Source organism: Streptomyces sp. NPDC001985, from assembly GCF_040296845.1.
GTDB lineage: Bacteria > Actinomycetota > Actinomycetes > Streptomycetales > Streptomycetaceae > Streptomyces.
In genome coordinates this window covers 24,428-42,594 of sequence record NZ_JBEOYB010000002.1, presented here as the reverse complement: position 1 = coordinate 42,594, position 18,167 = coordinate 24,428, and the positions used below count along the sequence as shown (strand labels likewise).

General features: G+C 72.6%; 11 protein-coding genes. 9 read left to right on the top strand and 2 right to left on the bottom strand.

Going from position 1 to position 18,167, the window contains the following annotated elements:
- The first annotated feature begins 6 nt into the window (after positions 1-6).
- The 5 genes from rocD to ABT122_RS01000 all read left to right on the top strand — a co-directional run bounded on the left by rocD (position 7) and on the right by ABT122_RS01000 (position 8,368).
- Entirely contained in the window at positions 7-1,206 is a 1,200-nt protein-coding gene (gene rocD, locus ABT122_RS01020) for an ornithine--oxo-acid transaminase (protein ID WP_351543299.1), read from the top strand.
- 157 nt (positions 1,207-1,363) lie between these two features.
- Complete coding sequence (locus tag ABT122_RS01015) at positions 1,364-2,656, top strand: ATP-grasp domain-containing protein (RefSeq protein WP_351543296.1); 1,293 nt, start codon at positions 1,364-1,366, stop codon at positions 2,654-2,656.
- Positions 2,653-3,900 carry an MDR family MFS transporter gene (locus ABT122_RS01010; RefSeq protein ID WP_351543293.1) on the top strand — a complete coding sequence of 416 codons (1,248 nt, stop codon included), beginning with the start codon at positions 2,653-2,655 and terminating at the stop codon, positions 3,898-3,900. Before ABT122_RS01015 ends, ABT122_RS01010 begins: the two co-directional genes overlap by 4 nt.
- A 79-nt stretch (positions 3,901-3,979) precedes the next feature.
- The gene (locus tag ABT122_RS01005) at positions 3,980-4,738 is read left to right on the top strand and encodes an SDR family NAD(P)-dependent oxidoreductase (RefSeq protein ID WP_351543290.1); all 759 of its coding nucleotides are present in this window, start codon (positions 3,980-3,982) and stop codon (positions 4,736-4,738) included.
- 270 nt (positions 4,739-5,008) lie between these two features.
- A complete protein-coding gene (locus ABT122_RS01000) occupies positions 5,009-8,368 on the top strand; it encodes a S8 family peptidase (RefSeq protein ID WP_351543287.1) in 3,360 nt (1,119 codons plus the stop codon).
- Between the two features lie 546 nt (positions 8,369-8,914).
- Here the strand turns inward: ABT122_RS01000 and ABT122_RS00995 are convergent.
- A complete protein-coding gene (locus ABT122_RS00995) occupies positions 8,915-11,206 on the bottom strand; it encodes an ATP-binding protein (protein ID WP_351543284.1) in 2,292 nt (763 codons plus the stop codon).
- Between the two features lie 248 nt (positions 11,207-11,454).
- Here ABT122_RS00995 and ABT122_RS00990 point away from each other — a divergent pair, with 248 nt between their 5' ends.
- From ABT122_RS00990 to ABT122_RS00975, 4 genes are all read left to right on the top strand, one after another.
- Positions 11,455-12,003 (top strand): hypothetical protein, encoded by a 549-nt coding sequence (locus tag ABT122_RS00990; RefSeq protein WP_351543282.1) that lies wholly within the window; start codon positions 11,455-11,457, stop codon positions 12,001-12,003.
- Positions 12,004-12,069: 66 nt separating this feature from the next.
- Entirely contained in the window at positions 12,070-12,612 is a 543-nt protein-coding gene (locus ABT122_RS00985) for a hypothetical protein (RefSeq protein WP_351543280.1), read from the top strand.
- Entirely contained in the window at positions 12,609-15,059 is a 2,451-nt protein-coding gene (locus tag ABT122_RS00980; RefSeq protein ID WP_351543277.1) for an FG-GAP-like repeat-containing protein, read from the top strand. The genes ABT122_RS00985 and ABT122_RS00980 overlap by 4 nt, the downstream gene beginning before the upstream one ends.
- A gap of 454 nt (positions 15,060-15,513) precedes the next feature.
- On the top strand, positions 15,514-16,761 hold the full coding sequence (locus tag ABT122_RS00975; RefSeq protein WP_351543274.1) for a cytochrome P450 family protein: 1,248 nt from the start codon (positions 15,514-15,516) through the stop codon (positions 16,759-16,761).
- A 66-nt stretch (positions 16,762-16,827) separates the two neighbouring features.
- Here ABT122_RS00975 and ABT122_RS00970 read toward each other — a convergent pair whose 3' ends face one another.
- Entirely contained in the window at positions 16,828-18,165 is a 1,338-nt protein-coding gene (locus ABT122_RS00970) for a class I SAM-dependent RNA methyltransferase (protein WP_351543271.1), read from the bottom strand.
- Positions 18,166-18,167: the final 2 nt, after the last annotated feature.

Here is an 18,167-nt window from a genome sequence, read left to right as displayed (position 1 = left end):
GACGCCATGAGTGACTCACCCTCCCCCCAGGACCACATCGCCCTCGCCGAGCAGTGGAGCGCGCGCAACTACCATCCGTTACCCGTGGTGCTCAGCCATGGGGAAGGCGCCTGGATGACCGGTCAGGACGGCCGGCGGTATCTCGACTTCCTCGCCGGGTACTCCGCACTCAACTTCGGCCACCGGCACCCCGATATCGTCGCCGCCGCCACCGCGCAGCTCAACCGGCTCACCCTGACCGGCCGTTCCTTCCACCACGACCAGTTCGGACCGTTCTGCCGTGAGCTGGCCGAGCTGACCGGCACCGAGATGGTGCTGCCCGCCAACACCGGCGCCGAGGCCGTCGAGGCGGCCGTGAAGATCGCCAGGAAGTGGGCCTACCAGGTCAAGGGCGTACCGGACGGCGCCGCCGAGATCGTGGTCGCCGGAGCCAACTTCCACGGCCGCACCACGACCATCATCTCCTTCTCCACCGACGAGGCCGCCCGCAAGGAGTTCGGCCCGTTCACGCCGGGCTTCACGGTGGTGCCCTTCGGCGACGCCGACGCGCTGCGCGCCGCGATCACCGGGAACACGGCGGCGGTGCTGCTGGAGCCGATCCAGGGCGAGGCGGGTGTGATCGTCCCGCCGAAGGGATACCTCGCCGAGGTCCGCCAGGTGTGCGACGACAGCGACACGCTGTTCATCGCCGACGAGGTCCAGTGCGGCCTGGCCCGCACCGGAGCGACGCTGGCGCTGGACGACGAGGACGTCCGCGCGGATCTGTACACCCTGGGCAAGGCCCTGGGCGGCGGGATCATGCCGGTGTCCGCGGTGATCGGCCGGGCCGATGTCCTCGGTGTGCTCAAGCCCGGCGAGCACGGCTCGACCTTCGGCGGCAACCCCATGGCGTGTGCCATCGGCCGCGCGGTGGTGCGGCTGCTGGCGACCGGGGAGTTCCAGCAGCGCTCCCGCGAACTCGGCGCGTATCTGCACACCCGGCTCGGGGAAGTGGAGGGTGTCGCCGAGGTCCAGGGCCGCGGTCTGTGGGCCGGTGTGCGCATCGCCGGCGGCCGCCGGACCGGACGCCAGGTGTCCGAGGCGCTCGCCGGGCGCGGGGTGCTCTGCAAGGAGTCCGGGGCGACCCTCCGGGTGGCGCCGCCGCTGGTGATCACCCGTGAGGAGATCGACTTCGGGGTCGAGGCGATCGCCGGAGCACTGGCGTGACCGGCCCGTCCGGCGCCGTCCGGAGGGCGGGGGGGACCGGCCCCTGAGCCCTTGTGTGCCGCGCCCCGCGGGGAACCCCAACTGATAGTCTCCGCAGCCGTGTTGCCGTTTCCGACCCCCGGCGTGCCGCCGCCGGGGGGTGAGAGAAGGAGCCACATTGTCCATCGATGCCGTACCCACCGGCCAACAGCCCTCCGCGGCCGCCACCGGACGGCCTCGCATCCTGATCATCGGCGGCAAGCTCAAGCTTGTCCGCAAGGCCCGGGAACTGGGGCTGGACGTGGTGCACGTCCAGTACCCGGACGCGTACGACCGCGGCCACTGGCCCTACGTCGACCAGGCGCTGCTGCTCGACTACGGCGACATCGACCGGCTGCTGCCGCTGGCCCGGGCGCTGCACGAGACCAGTCCCTTCCGGGCGGCCGTGTCGGTGTTCGAGCTGGGGCTGCTGCCCGCGGCGCGGATCAACGAGGCGCTCGGGCTCGGCGGCGAGTCCGTCGAGACCGTGGAACTGCTCCTGGACAAGTGGCGGATGCGGCGGCGGCTGGCCGCCAAGGGCATCAGCCCGATGGCCTCCGCCGTCGGCCGCTCCACCCGGGACGTGCGGGAGTTCGTCGAGCGCCACGGCCTCCCGGTCATCGTCAAGCCGATCCGTGAGTCGGGCAGCGTCGGGGTGTTCTGCATCCGCGAGCCGGCCGATGTGGACGCCGTCGCCGACCGGTTCCGCGCCCTCGACGACGGGCACTGGGTCGCAGGGGACCTGTTCGGCGCCGACGCCTTCGAGGAGTTCCTCCTGGAGGAGTATCTGGACGGCCCGGAGATCAGCGTGGAGACCCTGAGCTTCGACGGCCGGCACGTGGTCGTCGCGGTGACCGACAAGGAGGAGTTCGGCGGCCCCGGGTTCGTCGAGATCGGACTCTCGCAGCCCAGCCGCTGCCCGGCGGACACCCTGGACGAGGTCACCCGGCTGGTGACGGACTTCCTCGACGCGATGGGGCTGCGCGACGGCCCCGGGCACACCGAGATCCGGCTGACCGCGAACGGCCCGAGGATCATCGAGTCCCACAACCGCATCGGCGGCTACGGGGTCAACGAACTGGTCGAGACCGCCTACGGCGTCGACATGGAGCGCTACACCCTGGGCGCCCCGTTCGGCCTGGTGGAGCCGCTGACCGCGTCGCCGAGGGCCCGGGGCGGAGCGGCCCTCCAGGCCCTCACACCGGAGCCCGGACGGGTCGTGGCGGTGAACGGCGTGGACGCCGTGCGCGCGGACCCCGCCTTCGTCGACCTCCATCTGAAGGTGAAGCCGGGCGATGTGGTGTCACCGCTGACCTGGAACGAGGACATCGGCGGCTATGTCGTCGCCCGGGGGGACACCGCCACCGAGGCCATCGCCCACAGCAGGCGGCTGGCCGAGGCGATCGACGTGCGCACCGAGCCCGTCGAGTGAGCAGCGCGCCGCCGGACGGGCCGGGCGTCGAGGAGCCGAGGTTCCGCGACGCGCTGCGCGGCCTGCCCGCCCGGGTCTGGATCATCAGCCTCGGCATCCTGGTCAACCAGATCGGCAACTTCCTTCCCGTCTTCATCGTGCTCTATCTGACCGGGCGCGGTTACTCCGCCGGGGCGGCGGGGCTGGTGCTGGGTGTGTCGGGTGTGGGCAAGGTGCTCGGCAACGCCATCGGCGGCCATCTCGCCGACCGGATCGGCCGGCGGTGGACCATCGTGCTGTCCGCGGTGACCACCTCCGGACTGACGGCGGCCGTCCCGTTCCTGGGACCGCTGGCGCTCATCGTGACAGTGGTCGGGCTCATCGGCGTCACCTCGCAGATCTACCGGCCGGCCGCCGCCGCCGTGCTGGTCGACTCCGTGGAGCCGACCAACCAGAAACGGCTCGCCGCCTTCGGGGTGTTCCGGTTCGCGGTGAACGTGGGCTCGGCCGTGGGCGGCGTCATCGGCGGTGTGCTGGCGAGCAGCTCCTACACGGGGCTCTTCCTGGTCAACGCCGCCGCCTGTCTGCTGTTCGGGGTGGTCGTGGCGGTGCTGCTGCGGGACGCGCGCCCGCCGCACCCCGCCCCGGACGGCGCGGACCCGCGACAGGACGGGGGGGTGGGGTACCGGCAGGTGCTCGCGGACCGCACCCTGACCCGCTTCCTGGTGATGACCGTGTTCGCCGAGTTCGTCTACATCCAGTCCACCGTCGGCCTGCCCCTGCACGTCGACGACGCGGGGCTGAGCGAGCGCGACTTCGGCCTCCTCATCGGGCTCAACGGTCTGCTGGTGCTGCTCTTCGAACTGCCCATCACCGGCGCGGTGGTCCGCTACCGGCCCGAGCACGTCCTGGCCGTCGGCAATCTGATCGTCGGTGTCGGTCTCGCACTGACCTGGTTCATGACCGACATGACCATGCTGGCGGTCACCGTGCTGGTGTGGACGTTCGGCGAGATGATCTCCAGCTCCATCTCCCAGGCGTATGTGGGCAGTCTGGCCCCGCCGCACATGGTCGGGCGGTACCAGGGGCTCCACGGTGTCGCGTACACGATCGGCACCGGCCTCGGACCGCTCATCGGCGGCGCCGTGTACGCGGTCGGCCCCTGGGCGCTGTGGGCGCTGGTCGCCGTGATCGGGGTGTGGTCCGCCCAGCTCAGCCTGCCGGCCCGCCGCACGAGATCCGCCGTGGCGGAACCGGGGTCCTGACCCGGCGGCGGAGCGGTGCGACCACACCGCGCCGCGCCGGCGCCTTCCCTGAACATCCGGAGTGGACAGGAGAGAGTTCGTGAGTGATTTCGCAGGACTGGTCGCGATCGTCACCGGCGGCGCCTCGGGAATCGGCCTGGCCACGGCGAGACTGCTGAGGAGCAGGGGAGCGAGCGTCGCCGCGTTCGACCTCCGGCCGGAGGGGCTTCCGGACGGCATCGTGGGCATCGAGGCCGATGTCACCGACGACGCGCGTGTCGAGGCCGCCGTGGCCGCCGTGGTCGAGCGGTTCGGCCGGCTGGACGTGGTGGTGAACAACGCCGGGATCAGCGCGGTCGGGGATGTCGCGGGGAACAGCGACGACGAGTGGTCGCGCGTGCTCGACGTCAATGTGGTCGGCATGGTCCGGGTCGCCCGGCACGCCCTGCCCCATCTGCGCCGCTCACCGGCGGCGGCGATCGTCAACACCTGCTCGATCGTGGCGTGGGCCGGTCTTGAGCAGCGGGTGCTGTACTCGGCCAGCAAGGGCGCGGTGTACGCGATGACCCTGGCCATGGCGGCGGACCATGTCCGCGAGGGCATCCGGGTCAACTGTGTCGCCCCCGGCACGGCGGACACGCCCTGGGTGGACCGGCAGATGGACCGGGCGCCCGATCCGGCCGCCGCGCGGGCCGCGCTCAACGCGTTCCAGCCGACGGGCCGTCTGGTGTCGGCCGACGAGGTGGCCGGGGCGATCGCCTATCTGGCGAGCCCGCTGTCGGGCACAACGGTGGGCACGGTGCTCTCCGTGGACGGCGGCATGCACGGCCTGCGCCTGCGCCCGCCGGCCCCGCGGTAGACCGGCGCTCGGTGGGCCGGCCCGCGGAGGGCAGGGACGGCGGGGGGCCGCGCTCGCCGCGCCGCGCGGGCCGGCCCCGCCGCGCCCGCCGGGGCCGGACATCGGGCCGTGCGGGGCAGCTCCCCGGGAGGGAGCGGGGGGGCGATTTTCGGCCATCAGTGAGAGGGAGGGCAACGGGAGTCCGATCTTCCTTCTCTTCCCGGCCGGGAGCGGAGGAGCGGGGCCGTTCCCGGTCTCTCACCCCCCGACCCCGTGCGGCAGGGAGTCAACTTGTTCTCCAGCAGACAGCCAGGGCGCGGTGCGACCACCGTCACCACAGCCCTGGTGGCGGCGGCACTCGTCGCCGGAATGACCAGTACGAACGCCTTCGCGGACACCGGCACCGCGACCGGTGGCGGCACAGCCGCCGGCGGTGCCGGGACCAGCCTCCGGTGGGTCACCCTGATCACCGGCGACCGGATCGGTGTGGACACCCGGGACCGGGTCGTCTCCATCGAACAGGGCGAGGGGCGCACGAGGATACCCGTGCGGAGCTGGACCGAGCGGGGGCGCACCTATGCCGTTCCGGCCGACGCCGAGCGGCTGATCGCGGCCGGAAAGCTCGACCGGCGGCTCTTCGACGTCACCGGGCTGGCCGGCCCCGAGAGCCGGCGGGCCTACCGCGACGGTCTGAAGGTCGTCGTCGAGTACGAGGGCGCGTCGGCGGCCGGGGCCCGGCGGGAGGTCCGGGGCGACGCGAAGGTGGCGCGCACGCTGCCGTCGATCAACGCGGACGCCGTGACCGTGCCGAAGCGGGACGCGAGCGGACTGTGGGCCACCCTCACCGGAACCGGAACCGGAACCGGAACCGGTGGCGGGGGTGCCCGGACGGCCGCCACCGCCCCGGGGATCGAGCGGGTCTGGCTGGACGCGGTCTACACCCCGAACCTGGACACGAGCGTGGGCCGGATCGGCGCCCCGAAGGTGTGGCAGTCCGGATACGACGGCACGGGCGTCACCATCGCGGTCCTGGACAGCGGTGTCGACGACACCCACCCGGATCTGGCGACCCAGGTGGTCGGGGCGGCCAACTTCACCTCGTCCCCGGACACCAAGGACCGGCACGGGCACGGCACGCACATCGCCTCCATCGCGGCCGGGACCGGTGCCAGGTCCGGCGGCCTGCACAAGGGCGTCGCTCCCGGAGCCAAGATCCTCAACGCGAAGATCATGGACGACAACGGGACCATGGAGTCCGGCGCCATCGCCGCCGTCGACTGGGCCGTCGGCCGGGGCGCCGACATCGTCAGCATGAGCTTCGGCACCGGTGACACCCCGGACATCAATCCGCTCGAAGCCCATATCAACCGGGTGACGAAGGAGAAGGGCGTCCTCTTCACCGTCTCCGCCGGCAACGAGGGACCGAAGGCCGGCACCGTCGGCTCCCCCGGCAGCGCGGAAGCCGCCCTCACCGTCGGCGCCGTGGACGACGCCGACCGGATCGCCCCCTTCTCCAGCGTCGGCCCCCTGCACGCCGGGGTGATCAAGCCGGATGTCACCGCTCCCGGCGTGGGCATCACCGCCGCGTCGGCCCCCGGCAGCGTCATCGCCGGAGAGGTCGGCGAGAACCCGGCCGGCTACTTCTCCATCGGCGGTACGTCCATGTCCACCCCGCACGTCGCGGGCGCCGCCGCCCTGCTCAAGCAGCGCCACCCCGGCTGGACGGGGGAGCGGCTCAAGGCCGCGCTGACCGCGTCCGCCCAGGACGGCGGGTACTCCGCCCTCCAGCAGGGCACCGGCCGGATCGCCGTCGACCGCGCCGTCGAGCAGACCGTGGTCGCCGACGAGACCACCGTCCCCTTCGGCCGCCAGCAGTGGCCGCACACCGACGACCGGCCCGTGGCCAAGCAGATCACCTACCGCAACCTCGGCACCCACGAGATCACCCTGGATCTGGCGGTCAAGGGGCTCGACGCCCGGGGCGTGGCCGCCCCCGCCGGTTTCTTCGCGCTCGGCGCGGACCGGGTCACCGTCCCCGCGGGCGCCACCGCCACCGTGCCCTTCACCGTGGACACCCGGATCGGCGGCGACAACAACGGCGTCTACACCGCCGTCGTCACCGCGACCGGCGGCGGCCAGACCGTGCGCTCCACGGCCTCCGTGGACCGCGAGGTGGAGTCGTACGACCTGAGCCTCGACTTCCTCGGCCGGGACGGCCTGCCCGGCAAGGAGTTCTACACCCATCTGCGGCAGATCTCCGGCGCGGACGACGTCTCCGTCACCCTCAACGGCAGCGCCACCGGCACCGAGAAGCTCCGGCTGCCGAAGGGCGACTACGCGATCTTCTCCAGCCTGTGGAACGAGTCCGGCGGCTCGGACCGGCTGGTCCACCCCAGGCTGGCGCTGACGGGGAACACCTCCCTCACCGTCGACGCCCGCACCACCAAGCCCGTCGAGATGACCGTCACGGACCCCCGGGCCCGGATGACCGGCGCCGCGGCGGCCGTCACCGTCGGCATCGGTGAACGGTCCATGGAGTTCAAGGACCACGCCTCCGCCGGCTTCGAGGGCTTCCGCACCGCGCAACTGGGCCCGGAGCAGCCCACCGGTGTCGAGCTGCGGGACACCCTGTACGGCCAGTGGGAGCGCGACGCCACGACCCAGTACAGCCTCGCCGCCGGAGGCGAGGTGAAGCGGCTCTTCACCGGCTACACCCGGAAGTTCGGGCCCGCCGACTTCGCCCGCGCCACCGCGACGCTCGGCGCCTCCGTCCCGGGCAGGACGGGACGCACGACAGCGCTGGGCGGGAAGGAGCGCTTCGACCTCGGCTCCGAACACCCCTTCGCCCTGCCGGGCTCCCGGACCCACTACCTGGCCACCGACGGGAAGGCCAACCTCTGGTCCCTGACCGGGGCGCAGCTCGACACCCAGGGGTGGTCCGGGGAGATCGAGTACACCGCTCCGGAGCAGGACTACCGCCCGGGTACGAGTCACCGGGTGACGCTCGGCACCGCCGTGCACTCCCCGTCGATGCGGGGCCGCAACGGCGTCTTCCGCAAGGGGAACAAGCTGGAGTTCGTCGTGCCGCTCTTCTCCGACGGCCGCGGCAACACCGGCCGGTCCGCGTACTCCTCGGCGAAGTCCACGCTCCACCGGGGCGCGACCAGGATCGAGGAGAAGGAGGACGCGCTGACGGGCTGGCAGTTCTACGGCGTCGGCCCGGAGGACGCCGAGTACACCCTGACCACCTCGGTGACCCGGAGCCCGGCCGTCTCCGCCGTCGGCACCCGGATCGACGGCTCCTGGACCTTTCGCAGCGCCATGCCGACGACGGACGGCGAGACGCGCACCCCGCTGTCGACGGTGCGCTTCGGTGCCCAGGTCGACCTGGACGGCACCGTTCCGGCGGACCGCACGGTGACCTTCCCGGTGACGGTGCAGGGGCCCGCTGCGGGCACCGGACTGAAGTCCCTGGAGGTCTCGGTCTCCCACGACGGCGGCACGACCTGGCAGCGGACACCCGTCACCAAGGGGAAGATCACCGTCAGGAACCCCGCCAAGGGGAAGACGGTCGCCCTGCGGGGCGAGGCCGCCGACACCCGGGGCGGCAGGGCGAGCGTGACCGTGCACGACGCGTACATCGGCAAGTAGCCCCGCCGGCCCCCGCGCACGGCACGGGAGGACAGGGCCCCACCGCACGGATCGATGTGCGGTGGGGCCCTGCCGCGCTCCGGGGCACGCGCACCGCCGGCCGGTCCGGGCCCGTGCGTCCCGGTCCGGGCCCGTGCGTCCCGGTCCGGCCCGGGACGCGCGGGACGAGACCGCCTGGTACCGGGGCCACTCGCACGGGCGCATCCACGGCGTGGGCGGCGGACGGCCCGACCCGTGGGGCCTCCACGACATCCCCGGCGACGTCGGGAACGGGTGCCGGGATCTCAGCGGCGCCGGAGGCCCACGGCAGCCACCGGGTGCCGCGCCGCGGCGGCTGGTGCGACGAGCACAGGAGCTGCCGTGCCCCGGCCCGCCGCCGAGGCCACCCGGGCTTCCGGGCCGACGGCGCCGGACTCCGCGTGGCGCGCTCCGGGTGACCCCGCGCCCACCGGGCCGTCCCCCGGGCCGGGGAACGGCCCGCACCGCCTCCCGCCTCCCCGCACCGGGCGTTCACCGCGAGCGCGGAGGCCGCGCACGCGGGTGGTGTCACCGGCCGGTGCCGGCGAGGCCGCGGAGTTCGGCCGTGGCCTCCGCCGCGCGGGGGTGGTGGTGCTCGCTGAGTGTGCGCACCGCGGCGGCCAGCGCCGCGCGGGCCTCCGCCGGCCGGCCGAGGTGACGCAGCACGCGTCCGAGTTCGAGCTGTACGGGCCCGCTCCACGCGGGCATGTCCAGACCCTCGAAGGCGGTCAGGGCCTGCCGGAGGTCTGTCTCGGCCTCGGGGAACCGGCCGAGGGCCGCGTAGTCCCGGCCGAGGTGGTGCAGGGTGACGGCCTGGTAGACGGCGAGAACATGGGAGGACTGACCCGGAATCCTCTTCCGGCAGATCTCCAGACTGCGGCGGTGGATCGTCAGGGCCTGATCCGGGTGACCGCGCTCGCACAGGATCATGCCGAGGCTGTTGAGGGTGGTCAGTTCGGCGAGCCTGCTCGGGGGCGAGCTGTTGCGGCGGTGGCAGTCGGCCGCGTCGCGGAGCCACTGGACGGCCTCGTCCACGCGGCCGAGTCGTTTCAGCGCGCCCGCGCCGTAGGCCAGCGCCCACCCGGTCTGGAGCGGATCGCCGCACGCGCGAGCCACGGAGAGGGCGGAGCGGGCGGTCTCCAGGGCGGCGTGGTGGTCGTAGGCGCACAGATTGTGGGCCCACGTCAGGTAGTTCAGATGAGTGGCCTCCTCGTGCGGGCTCCCCAGGGCGCGGGCGGCTTCGGCGGCGCACCGGAAGACGTCGACCCACGGGTGCCAGTGCTGGGTGAGGTCGGAGAACCAGTGCATGGCCTCGGCGGTGTCGATGACCTGCCGGTACCAGCCGGCGGCGTGGGCGTGCCGCAGGGCGGCGAGCCACTGGTGGCGTTCGGCCTCCAGCCAGGCGCGGGCCCGGTCACGTCCGGCCGGGGCGGTGACGGGATCGGGGTCGCCCGCCGGTGCGCCGTGGTGCTCGGCGTCGAAGTGGAGGGCCGCGGCGGTCGCACGGGCCAGCATCCAGCGGGCGGCCCGGTCCAGAGCGGCGTCCCGGACCGCCGGGCCGTCCTCGGCCGCCACCTGTTCGGCGGCGAACAGCCGGAGGAGGTCGTGGAACCGATAGCGCTCGGCCGAGGGATCGGACTGGAGCAGCCCCCGGTCGCAGAGCTCCTCCAGGCGGCGTTCCGCCTCGGGGAGCGGAACCCCGGCGAGGAGGGCGGCGGTCTCGGGGCCGACATCGGGTTCCGCCGCGAGGGCGCAGCGCCGCAGAAGCCGCCGGGCCACGGGGTCGAGCTGCTGGTACGAGAGGGCGAAGGCGGCCCGCACCTGGAGGTCCCCGGCCCGCAGAAGGTCGAGTCGGCGTTCCTTGCGGTCCAGTAACGCGGCGAGTTTGCCCAGGTCCTCCCGTGGCCGGGCGGCGAGCCGCTGGCCGGTGATACGGAGGGCCAGGGGAAGGCGTCCGCACAGATCGGCGAGGTCACGGGCGGCCTGGGCCTCGCGGGCGACACGCTCCGGGCCGAGGATGCGGCCGAGGAGTTCCACCGCCTCCTCACGGCGGAACAGGGGCAGTTCGACGCGGTGGACGCCTTCGAGGCCGGCAAGACCGCCGCGGCTGGTGACCAGGGTGAGGGAGGGGCCCGCGCTGGGGAGCAGGGGACGTATCTGGTTCTCGTCGGCCGCGTTGTCGAGCACCAGGAGCAGGCGCCGGGTCGCGGCGAGCGAGTGGAACAGCCCCGTCCGGTCCGCCAGGCCCTGGGGCAGCGACCGTTCGCCGACTCCGATGGCGCGCAGCAGCCGGGCCAGGGCGTCGCCCGGCCGGACGGGTTCGTCGTCCATGGCGCGCAGATCGAGGTGGAAGTGCCCATCGGGGAACCGGGGGGCCAGCCGGTGGGCCGCGTGGACGGCGAACGCGGTCTTCCCGAGGCCGGGCGCGCCCGTGACGACGGCAACCGCCGGGTGAGCGGGCGCCCCCGAGCCGGCCAGGTTCTCCAGATCCCTGAGGGCATCGCCGCGTGCGGTGAAGCCGTGGACGTCGCGCGGCAGGGGGAGGTGCCCCGAAGGGCCCGGACCGGCGGTGGGCCGGGCGCGCTGTCTGCCGGGGGCGGCCGAGGCTTCCAGGCGGTGGGCGTCGTCCGCGTCCAGTCCCAGCGCCCGGGCCAGGGCCTCGACCGTCCGGCGCTGCGGCCCCCGGGTACGGCCGCGTTCCAGATTCGCCAGGGCCCGCACACTCAGCCCCGCGGCGAGGGCCAGCTCCTCCTGGCTGCGTCCGGCGGCGCTGCGCAGGGTACGCAGGAGCTGCCCGAAATCGTCGTGCGCGGGGCTCATGGCGCTGCTCCTCCTCCGGGTGCGCCACGGCAGGCGCGATCTACCGGCAGAAGTATCGCGCACCGTAATTGTGCCGGTCGTTGTGCCTGGTCATGCCGCAGGCCGGATGATGAACTCGGTGCCGCAGGACGTGTCTGCACGTCTGCGGACGGGCGCCCCGATGAGGGCTTCGCCCGTCGGTGCCGGTTCCCTGACGCCCGCGGACACCGAAGTTTCCACGAGAGGTAATGACATGAGCAGGACATTTCATGGTGTCGTTCGCTAGGCGAAGAACGGACCGAGGACGCCGCTGGCTCCCCGTGGTCCTGGCCGTCGTCTGTTCGGCCGCCGTGGCTCTGGGGGCGCAGGGCCTGGTGTCCCGGGTCACGCAGGAGCCGGCGCCGCAGCGGACGGAAGCCGCCCTGCCCGCCGGGATGGGGACACAGGAGGGGGAGTACACCCTGTTCGAACCCACCTGGACCACCGCGCACATCAGCCAGAAGGGGCTCAACGCCGTGCAGCACGACACCGGTCTCGTCGTGCAGTACGCCGGTCCGCTGGGCCGGAATCCCGGGCAGCGGAGCGACTGGATCGGGATCTACGAGCAGGGCCGGCTCGAAAAGGCCCACCGCAAGGACTGGGACTGGGTCTGCCCCAACGAGCACAGCCGCTGCAAGTGGTTCGGCTCGGCGATCATCCCCGCCGGTGACGACGGTCTGGTGTCGGGCCGGACGTACACCGTCGCCTACTGGACCGACGACGCGAGCGAATCGAGCGGCAAACCGGCCGTGACCGTTGACTTCGTGGTGCCCTGGTGACCGTGCGGCCTTCGCGCCCCCGATCCGGCAGACCGAACACCCATCCCCTGAAGAGGCTTGGCTAGCATGCTTTTCCGCACACGCGCAGACGGCAGACGGGGCAGAATCCTGCCGCTCGTCGCCGGCCTGTGCTCGGCCGCCGTCGTTTTCGGCGCCCAGCATCTGTTCTCCCCCTCGGCGGAGCCCTCCGGCACCGCGGACCCCCAGCGCGTCGCGCTCGCGGCGGCCCGCGCCGACGGCACGGACTTCACCATCGTGGACGCGACGTGGACCACCGCCGACATCCACCAGAAGGGTCTCCATCTCACGCCCTACGACACCGGGCTCGTGGTGACCTACATGGCGCCGAGCGGCAGGAACCCCAGCGCCCACAAGGACTGGGTCGGGATCTACGAGAAGGGCCGGATCGACCGGGCCCACCGCGTGGACTGGGACTGGGTCTGTCCCAACGAGCCCAACCGCTGCACGGACTACGGCTCCGCGGTCATCCCGGCCGGAGACGACGGCCTGCGGTCCGGTGCGACCTACACCATCGCCTACTGGCCCAACGACGCGTCGGAGGCCGGCGGTCCCCCCGCCGCGACCATCGACTTCGTGGTGCCGTGGTGACCCGGCCCCCCGCCGGGACCCGAACCCCGCGCACTCCGCTCCCGTACGGCATCGCCGTGCGCTGCCTGCTCGCGTTCGCTCTGGCCATCGTGTCCACGATCACCGTGCAGGCGAAGCCCGCCTCGGCGGCGCCCGAGACGCCCAGGGAGGTCGTGAGGGAGTACTCGCGGGTCGTCACCGCGATCCGCCGGGCGGCCCAGCGCAGCGAGGAGACCGTCGACGGCCAGGCCGGTGGATCGGTGGCCACCAGCAGCACCGCGGCGGCCCGTGGCCAGGTCCCGAATCCGCAGATGCGCCGTACCGGCATCCGCCTCTTCAGCCTCGACCGTCTGCGCTCCGACCAGTCCCCGGCCACGTCCTCGGTCAGCCTCGTCGTCCAGATGTCCGACCTCTATGTCCAGGGCTTCTACCAGCTGAGCCCCTCGGGCGCCGGAACGTTCTTCCGTTTCCAGGACGACTTCCCTCCGACGCAGGAACTCGTGGACCACCAGAGGGTCTTCGGACGGCAGGTGACCGAACACCGGCTGCCTTTCCGGTCCGCCTATGCCGCCATGGCCGGTGAGAACGTCTGGAACCAGTCCATCGCACCCGAGGGGCTGGTGCGGTCCGTCCAGGCGCTCACCGAAACCCATGTGAGCGTGGACAGCCAGAGGATCGCCGGCCAGTCCCTCGCCAGAGTGATCGCGACCGTCGTGGAAGGCGCCAGGAACGAGTGGGTCGCCGCCCGGGTCCGCGCCGCCTTCCTGCGCACCGACATGCCCGCCGGATTGAGTCTCACCAGTGTCAGAGAGGTCATTCAGGACTGGCGCGTCATCACGGAGCACGCGACCGCCGGCCAGGACTACCACCGGTTCGTCACGGGCGGCGTCGCCCTGGCGTTCACCGCCTACCGGCTCAGGAACATGCTCCAGATCCCCTGGTACCCCAAGCCGAACCGCGACCACTGGATCGGCAAGGTGCCGAGGCTGGCCGTGATGCCGCTGGGTGACTCGATCACCCTGGGAGTGGGCAGCGGTACCCGTACCGGCTACCGCCCCGAGATCGCCCAGCACCTGGCGGGCGCCGCGGACCGTCTGGAGTTCGTGGGCTCCATGACCGACCCCGACGGCACCCGCCACGAGGGCCACTCGGGGTGGCGGATCGACCAGATCCAGGCCAACATCGAAACCTGGCTCGCGGCGGCGAAACCCAATGTCGTCCTGCTGCACATCGGCACCAACGACATGAACCGCGACCACCAGACCAGTTCCGCACCGCAGCGGCTGAGCCGGCTCCTCGCCCAGATCCACGCCGCCTCCCCGGACACGGCGGTCGTACTCGCCTCGCTGGTCCCGGCGACCGACCCCGCGGTCCAGGCCCGGGTCGATGCCTACAACCGGCAGATCCCGGGAATCGTCGCGGCACGCGCGGACCAGGGGCAGCGGGTGGTCCAGGTCAGCATGGACGCGCTCACCCACGCGGACCTCAACGACAACCTCCACCCCAACAACGCCGGCTACACGAAGATGGCGGCGGCGTTCACCGGAGGCGTCCGGTCCCTGATCGAGAGGAACTGGGTCAAGGAGACCGTCGTCGTCAATCCCGCACCGCCGAAGGCGGCGGGCGCCCTCGGCGACTACGACGTGGACATCAACGGTGACGGCCGCGCCGACTACCTCGTCGTCGAGGACAACGGCGCCACCCGGGCCTGGCTCAGCTCCGGCGACGCCACGGGCAAGGTCCTGTGGACCGACCAGGGTGTCATCGCCACCGGCTCCACGCAGTGGACGGCGGACCAGGTCCGTTTCGCGGACATCAACGGGGACCAGCGCGCGGACTACCTCGTCATGGAGCCCAATGGCGCCACCCGCGCGCTCCTCAACACGGCGGATGCCTCGGGCAAGGTCAAGTGGTCCGACCAGGGTGTCATCGCCACCGGCTCCTCCTACTGGACGGCCGATCAGATCCGTTTCGCGGACATCAATGGCGACCAGCGCGCGGACTACCTCGTCATGGAACGCAATGGCGCCACCCGCGCCTATGTCAACACGGCGGACGCCACGGGCAAGGTCACATGGACCAACAGCGGCCATATCGCCACCGGCTCCTCCCAGTGGACGGCGGACCAGGTCCGTTTCGCGGACATCAACGGGGACCAGCGCGCGGACTACCTCGTCATGGAGCCCAATGGCGCCACCCGCGCGCTCCTCAACACGGCGGATGCCTCGGGCAAGGTCAAGTGGTCCGACCAGGGTGTCATCGCCACCGGCTCCACCCGGTGGACGGCGGACCAGGTCCGGTTCTCCGACATCAACGCCGACGGACGCGCCGACTACCTCATTGTCGACGCTCAAGGAGCGATCCACGCGTACCTCAACACGGCGGACGCGACGGGCAAGGTCAAGCTGACCGACCAGGGAGTCATCGCCACCGGGACGGGCAGCCCCGGGTCCCGGGTCCGCATCTGACCCCGGCGGGACACGGCACGGCTCGACGGCGCACACCGCCCCGAGCCGGCGCCCGCCCCGCCGCGCGGATCGCTCCGGTCGGCGTGCCGTGAACAGACGCCACCCGACCGCCCGTCGGAGCGAAACGTGCCGGCCCGGCCCCCCGCGCGGGGAGCCGGGCCGGCACACTGCCGCCGGCACCGGCGGCACGGGGACCCGCGAGGAGCGGCTCCCCGCACACCGTCTCCATGAACCGTTCGCGCGATCCCGAGTCGGCCCAGGAACCGGACAATTGGCTGATTTACCTCTGTACGCTCCTGGGCGGGCGCAGCACAATCCGCGGTACCGATTCCCCGCCGTCGCCGCGACGTCCATCCATCCACGCACCGGCGCGACCCGGCTCCCGGGAGCGAGGCCGCGCACCGCCGTGGCCGCTCCCGCCGACGGGCCGCCCCCGTGTGACCGGAGGTGTCTCATGACCACCAGCCACGAGGTTTCCCTCCCGGTCCTCGACAGCGACGGAGGTGACCGGCTGTACGAGCAGATCGAGGAACTCCGCGCCACCGGGCCCGCCGCGCGGGTCCGGCTGCCCCAGAACGTCATCGCCTGGTCCATCACGCGCGGCGATGTCGTCAGACGGCTGGTCACCCATCCCGATGTCACCAGGGACGCCCGTGACACCTGGACCGGCTACCGGCCGGGTGCCGTCCCCTGGCTCTCCCCCTGGATCGACGTCCGCTCCATGGCCACCTCCGAGGGGGCCGAGCACTCCCGGTTACGGAGGCTGATCGGCCCGGCTTTCACCCCGCGGCGCATGGAGTCGCTGCGGCCCTCGATCGAGTCCACCGTCACCGACCTCCTGGACGGCCTGGAGGCCCTGGAGTCCCTGGAGAACGGCGCGGCAGTCGATCTGCGGGCCCACTTCGCGCACGGTGTGCCGACCCGTGTGATCTGCGATCTCTTCGGCGTTCCCGAGGACCAGCGCCCCGCCATGCTCTCCGTCGTCGACGCGATCCTGGCCACCGACGTCCCCCAGGAGGAGTCGGCGGGAGTCGCGAGCGGGCTGATCAGCGTCATGCACCGCCTCGTCGAGGCGAAACGCCGGGAGCCCGGCGACGACATGACCAGTCTGCTGCTCACCGCCCATGAGGGGGACCGGCTCACCGAGACGGAGCTGATCTCCACCCTGGTCCTGATGATCGGCGCCGGGAGCCAGACCACGATCGCGCTGATCGGAAACGCCGTCCGGGCGCTTCTCACCCACCGTGAGCAGTTGAGCGCGACCCTGGCCGAGCCCGCCCGCTGGGCCGATGCCATCGAGGAGACCCTGCGGCTCCATCCACCGGTGGTCCATCTTCCGCTGCGGTTCGCGATCCGCGACATCGATCTCGGCGAGGGCGTCACCATAGCGGCCGGGGAGGCCATCCTCATCGGGTTCGGTGCGCACGGCCGGGACCCGTCGTTCCACGACACCGCGCACGGCTTCGAGATCGACCGCGCGGACCGGGACCATCTGGCCTTCGGCTACGGCATCCACTACTGCCTCGGCGCCCCGCTCGCCCGACTGGAGGCCGCCATCGCACTGCCGGCCCTCTTCGACCGGTTCCCGGACATCGCCCTCGCCGACGAGGAGACCGCACCGGACCCGCAGCCGTCGTTCATCGGCAATGACGTCCTCGCCCTCCCCGTCCTGCTGCGCCCACCGGTCCGCGCGGCCCGGTGAACCGTCCGTTCCGCTGACGGCGGACGCGGGCCGCCCGCCCACCGCGCACGTCGGTGAGACCCCGGCTCAGGCGTCCTTCTTCACCGGCTCCAGAATCGCCACGCACTCCACGTGGTGCGTCATCGGGAAGAGATCGAACGCCCGCAGTGTCCGCGACCGGTACCCCGCCTCGCGGAAGTACGCCAGGTCACGGGCGAGGGCCGCCGGGTCGCAGGCGACGTACGCGATGCGGCGGGCGCCCAGGGCGGCCAGTTGGCGGACGGTCTGCTTGCCCGCGCCCGCGCGGGGCGGGTCCAGGACGATCAGGTCGGTCTCGGTGATGCCCGTGCGGGGGAGGATCTGGTCGACCTTGCCGTGTTCGACGCGGACCCGGTCGAGGTCGCGGAGGTTGTGGCGGGCGTCCTCCACCGCGCGCTTGGAGGACTCGATGCCGAGGACCGCGCCCTGGTCGCCGAGGCGTTCGGCGATGGCGCCCGCGAACAGGCCGACGCCGCAGTAGAGGTCGAGGGCGCTCTCGCCCTTGCGCGGCATCAGGCCCTGCATCACGGCCTTCACCAGGGTGTCCGCCGCCTGCGGGTGGACCTGCCAGAAGCCGCCCGCGCCGACCCGGTAGGTGCGGCCGTCGGCGCGCTCGCGCACGAAGGCGCGGCCGTGGACGCGGTGCACCCCTCCGTCGCGCTCGTCCACGCGCAGGACCGAGACCGGCTTGTCCAGCTCCACCAGGGGGAGCCGGCCGCCGGGGGCCGGGGTGAGGATGACCTGGCGGTCGCTGGAGCCGGACGCCGAGATCGCCTCCACGCTCGCCATCTGCGGCCACGCGCGCTTCTCGATGCCCAGCTCGCTGACGCCGGGCGCCGCGATCATGCAATGGTCGACCGGCTCGACCTCGTGCGAGCGGTGCTTGCGCAGCCCCGCGTTGCCCTCCGCGTCGATGGCGTACTGCACCCGGGTGCGCCAGGCGGGCACCTCGCCCGCGGGGAGCTTGTCCCCGGGGGCGGGCATGACCGTGCCGTCCCAGCCGGCCTCCTCGGGAGTGAGGCCCGCGAGGCGCTGGAGCTGTTCGGCGATCACTTCGCCCTTGAAGCGGCGCTGCACGCCGGGCTTCACATGCTGCCAGTCGCAGCCGCCGCACCGGCCGGGTCCCGAGAACGGGCACGGGGCCTCGATCCGGTCCTTCGACGCCTCGACGATCCGCACGGCGTCGGCGCGGAGGAAGCGGGAGTCCTCGTCACCGTCGGTGACCCGGGCCACGACCTTCTCGCCGGGGAGGGTGTGGCGCACGAAGAGCACCCGCCCCTCGTCGGTGCGGGCGATGCAGTGCCCGCCGTGGGCGACGGGGCCCACCGTGACCTCGTACTCCTCACCGACCAGCGAAGAAAGCGAAGAATCGGACGCGTTCTGCATGG

What these genes read in the sequence shown, in the direction of transcription:
- ABT122_RS00990 (WP_351543282.1), top strand. Translation starts at nt 11,455, where the DNA reads ATGGTGTCGTTCGCTAGGCGAAGAACGGACCGAGGACGCCGCTGGCTC.
- ABT122_RS00970 (WP_351543271.1), bottom strand. Translation starts at nt 18,165, where the DNA reads ATGCAGAACGCGTCCGATTCTTCGCTTTCTTCGCTGGTCGGTGAGGAG.
- rocD (WP_351543299.1), top strand. Translation starts at nt 7, where the DNA reads ATGAGTGACTCACCCTCCCCCCAGGACCACATCGCCCTCGCCGAGCAG.
- ABT122_RS00975 (WP_351543274.1), top strand. Translation starts at nt 15,514, where the DNA reads ATGACCACCAGCCACGAGGTTTCCCTCCCGGTCCTCGACAGCGACGGA.
- ABT122_RS00995 (WP_351543284.1), bottom strand. Translation starts at nt 11,206, where the DNA reads ATGAGCCCCGCGCACGACGATTTCGGGCAGCTCCTGCGTACCCTGCGC.
- ABT122_RS00985 (WP_351543280.1), top strand. Translation starts at nt 12,070, where the DNA reads ATGCTTTTCCGCACACGCGCAGACGGCAGACGGGGCAGAATCCTGCCG.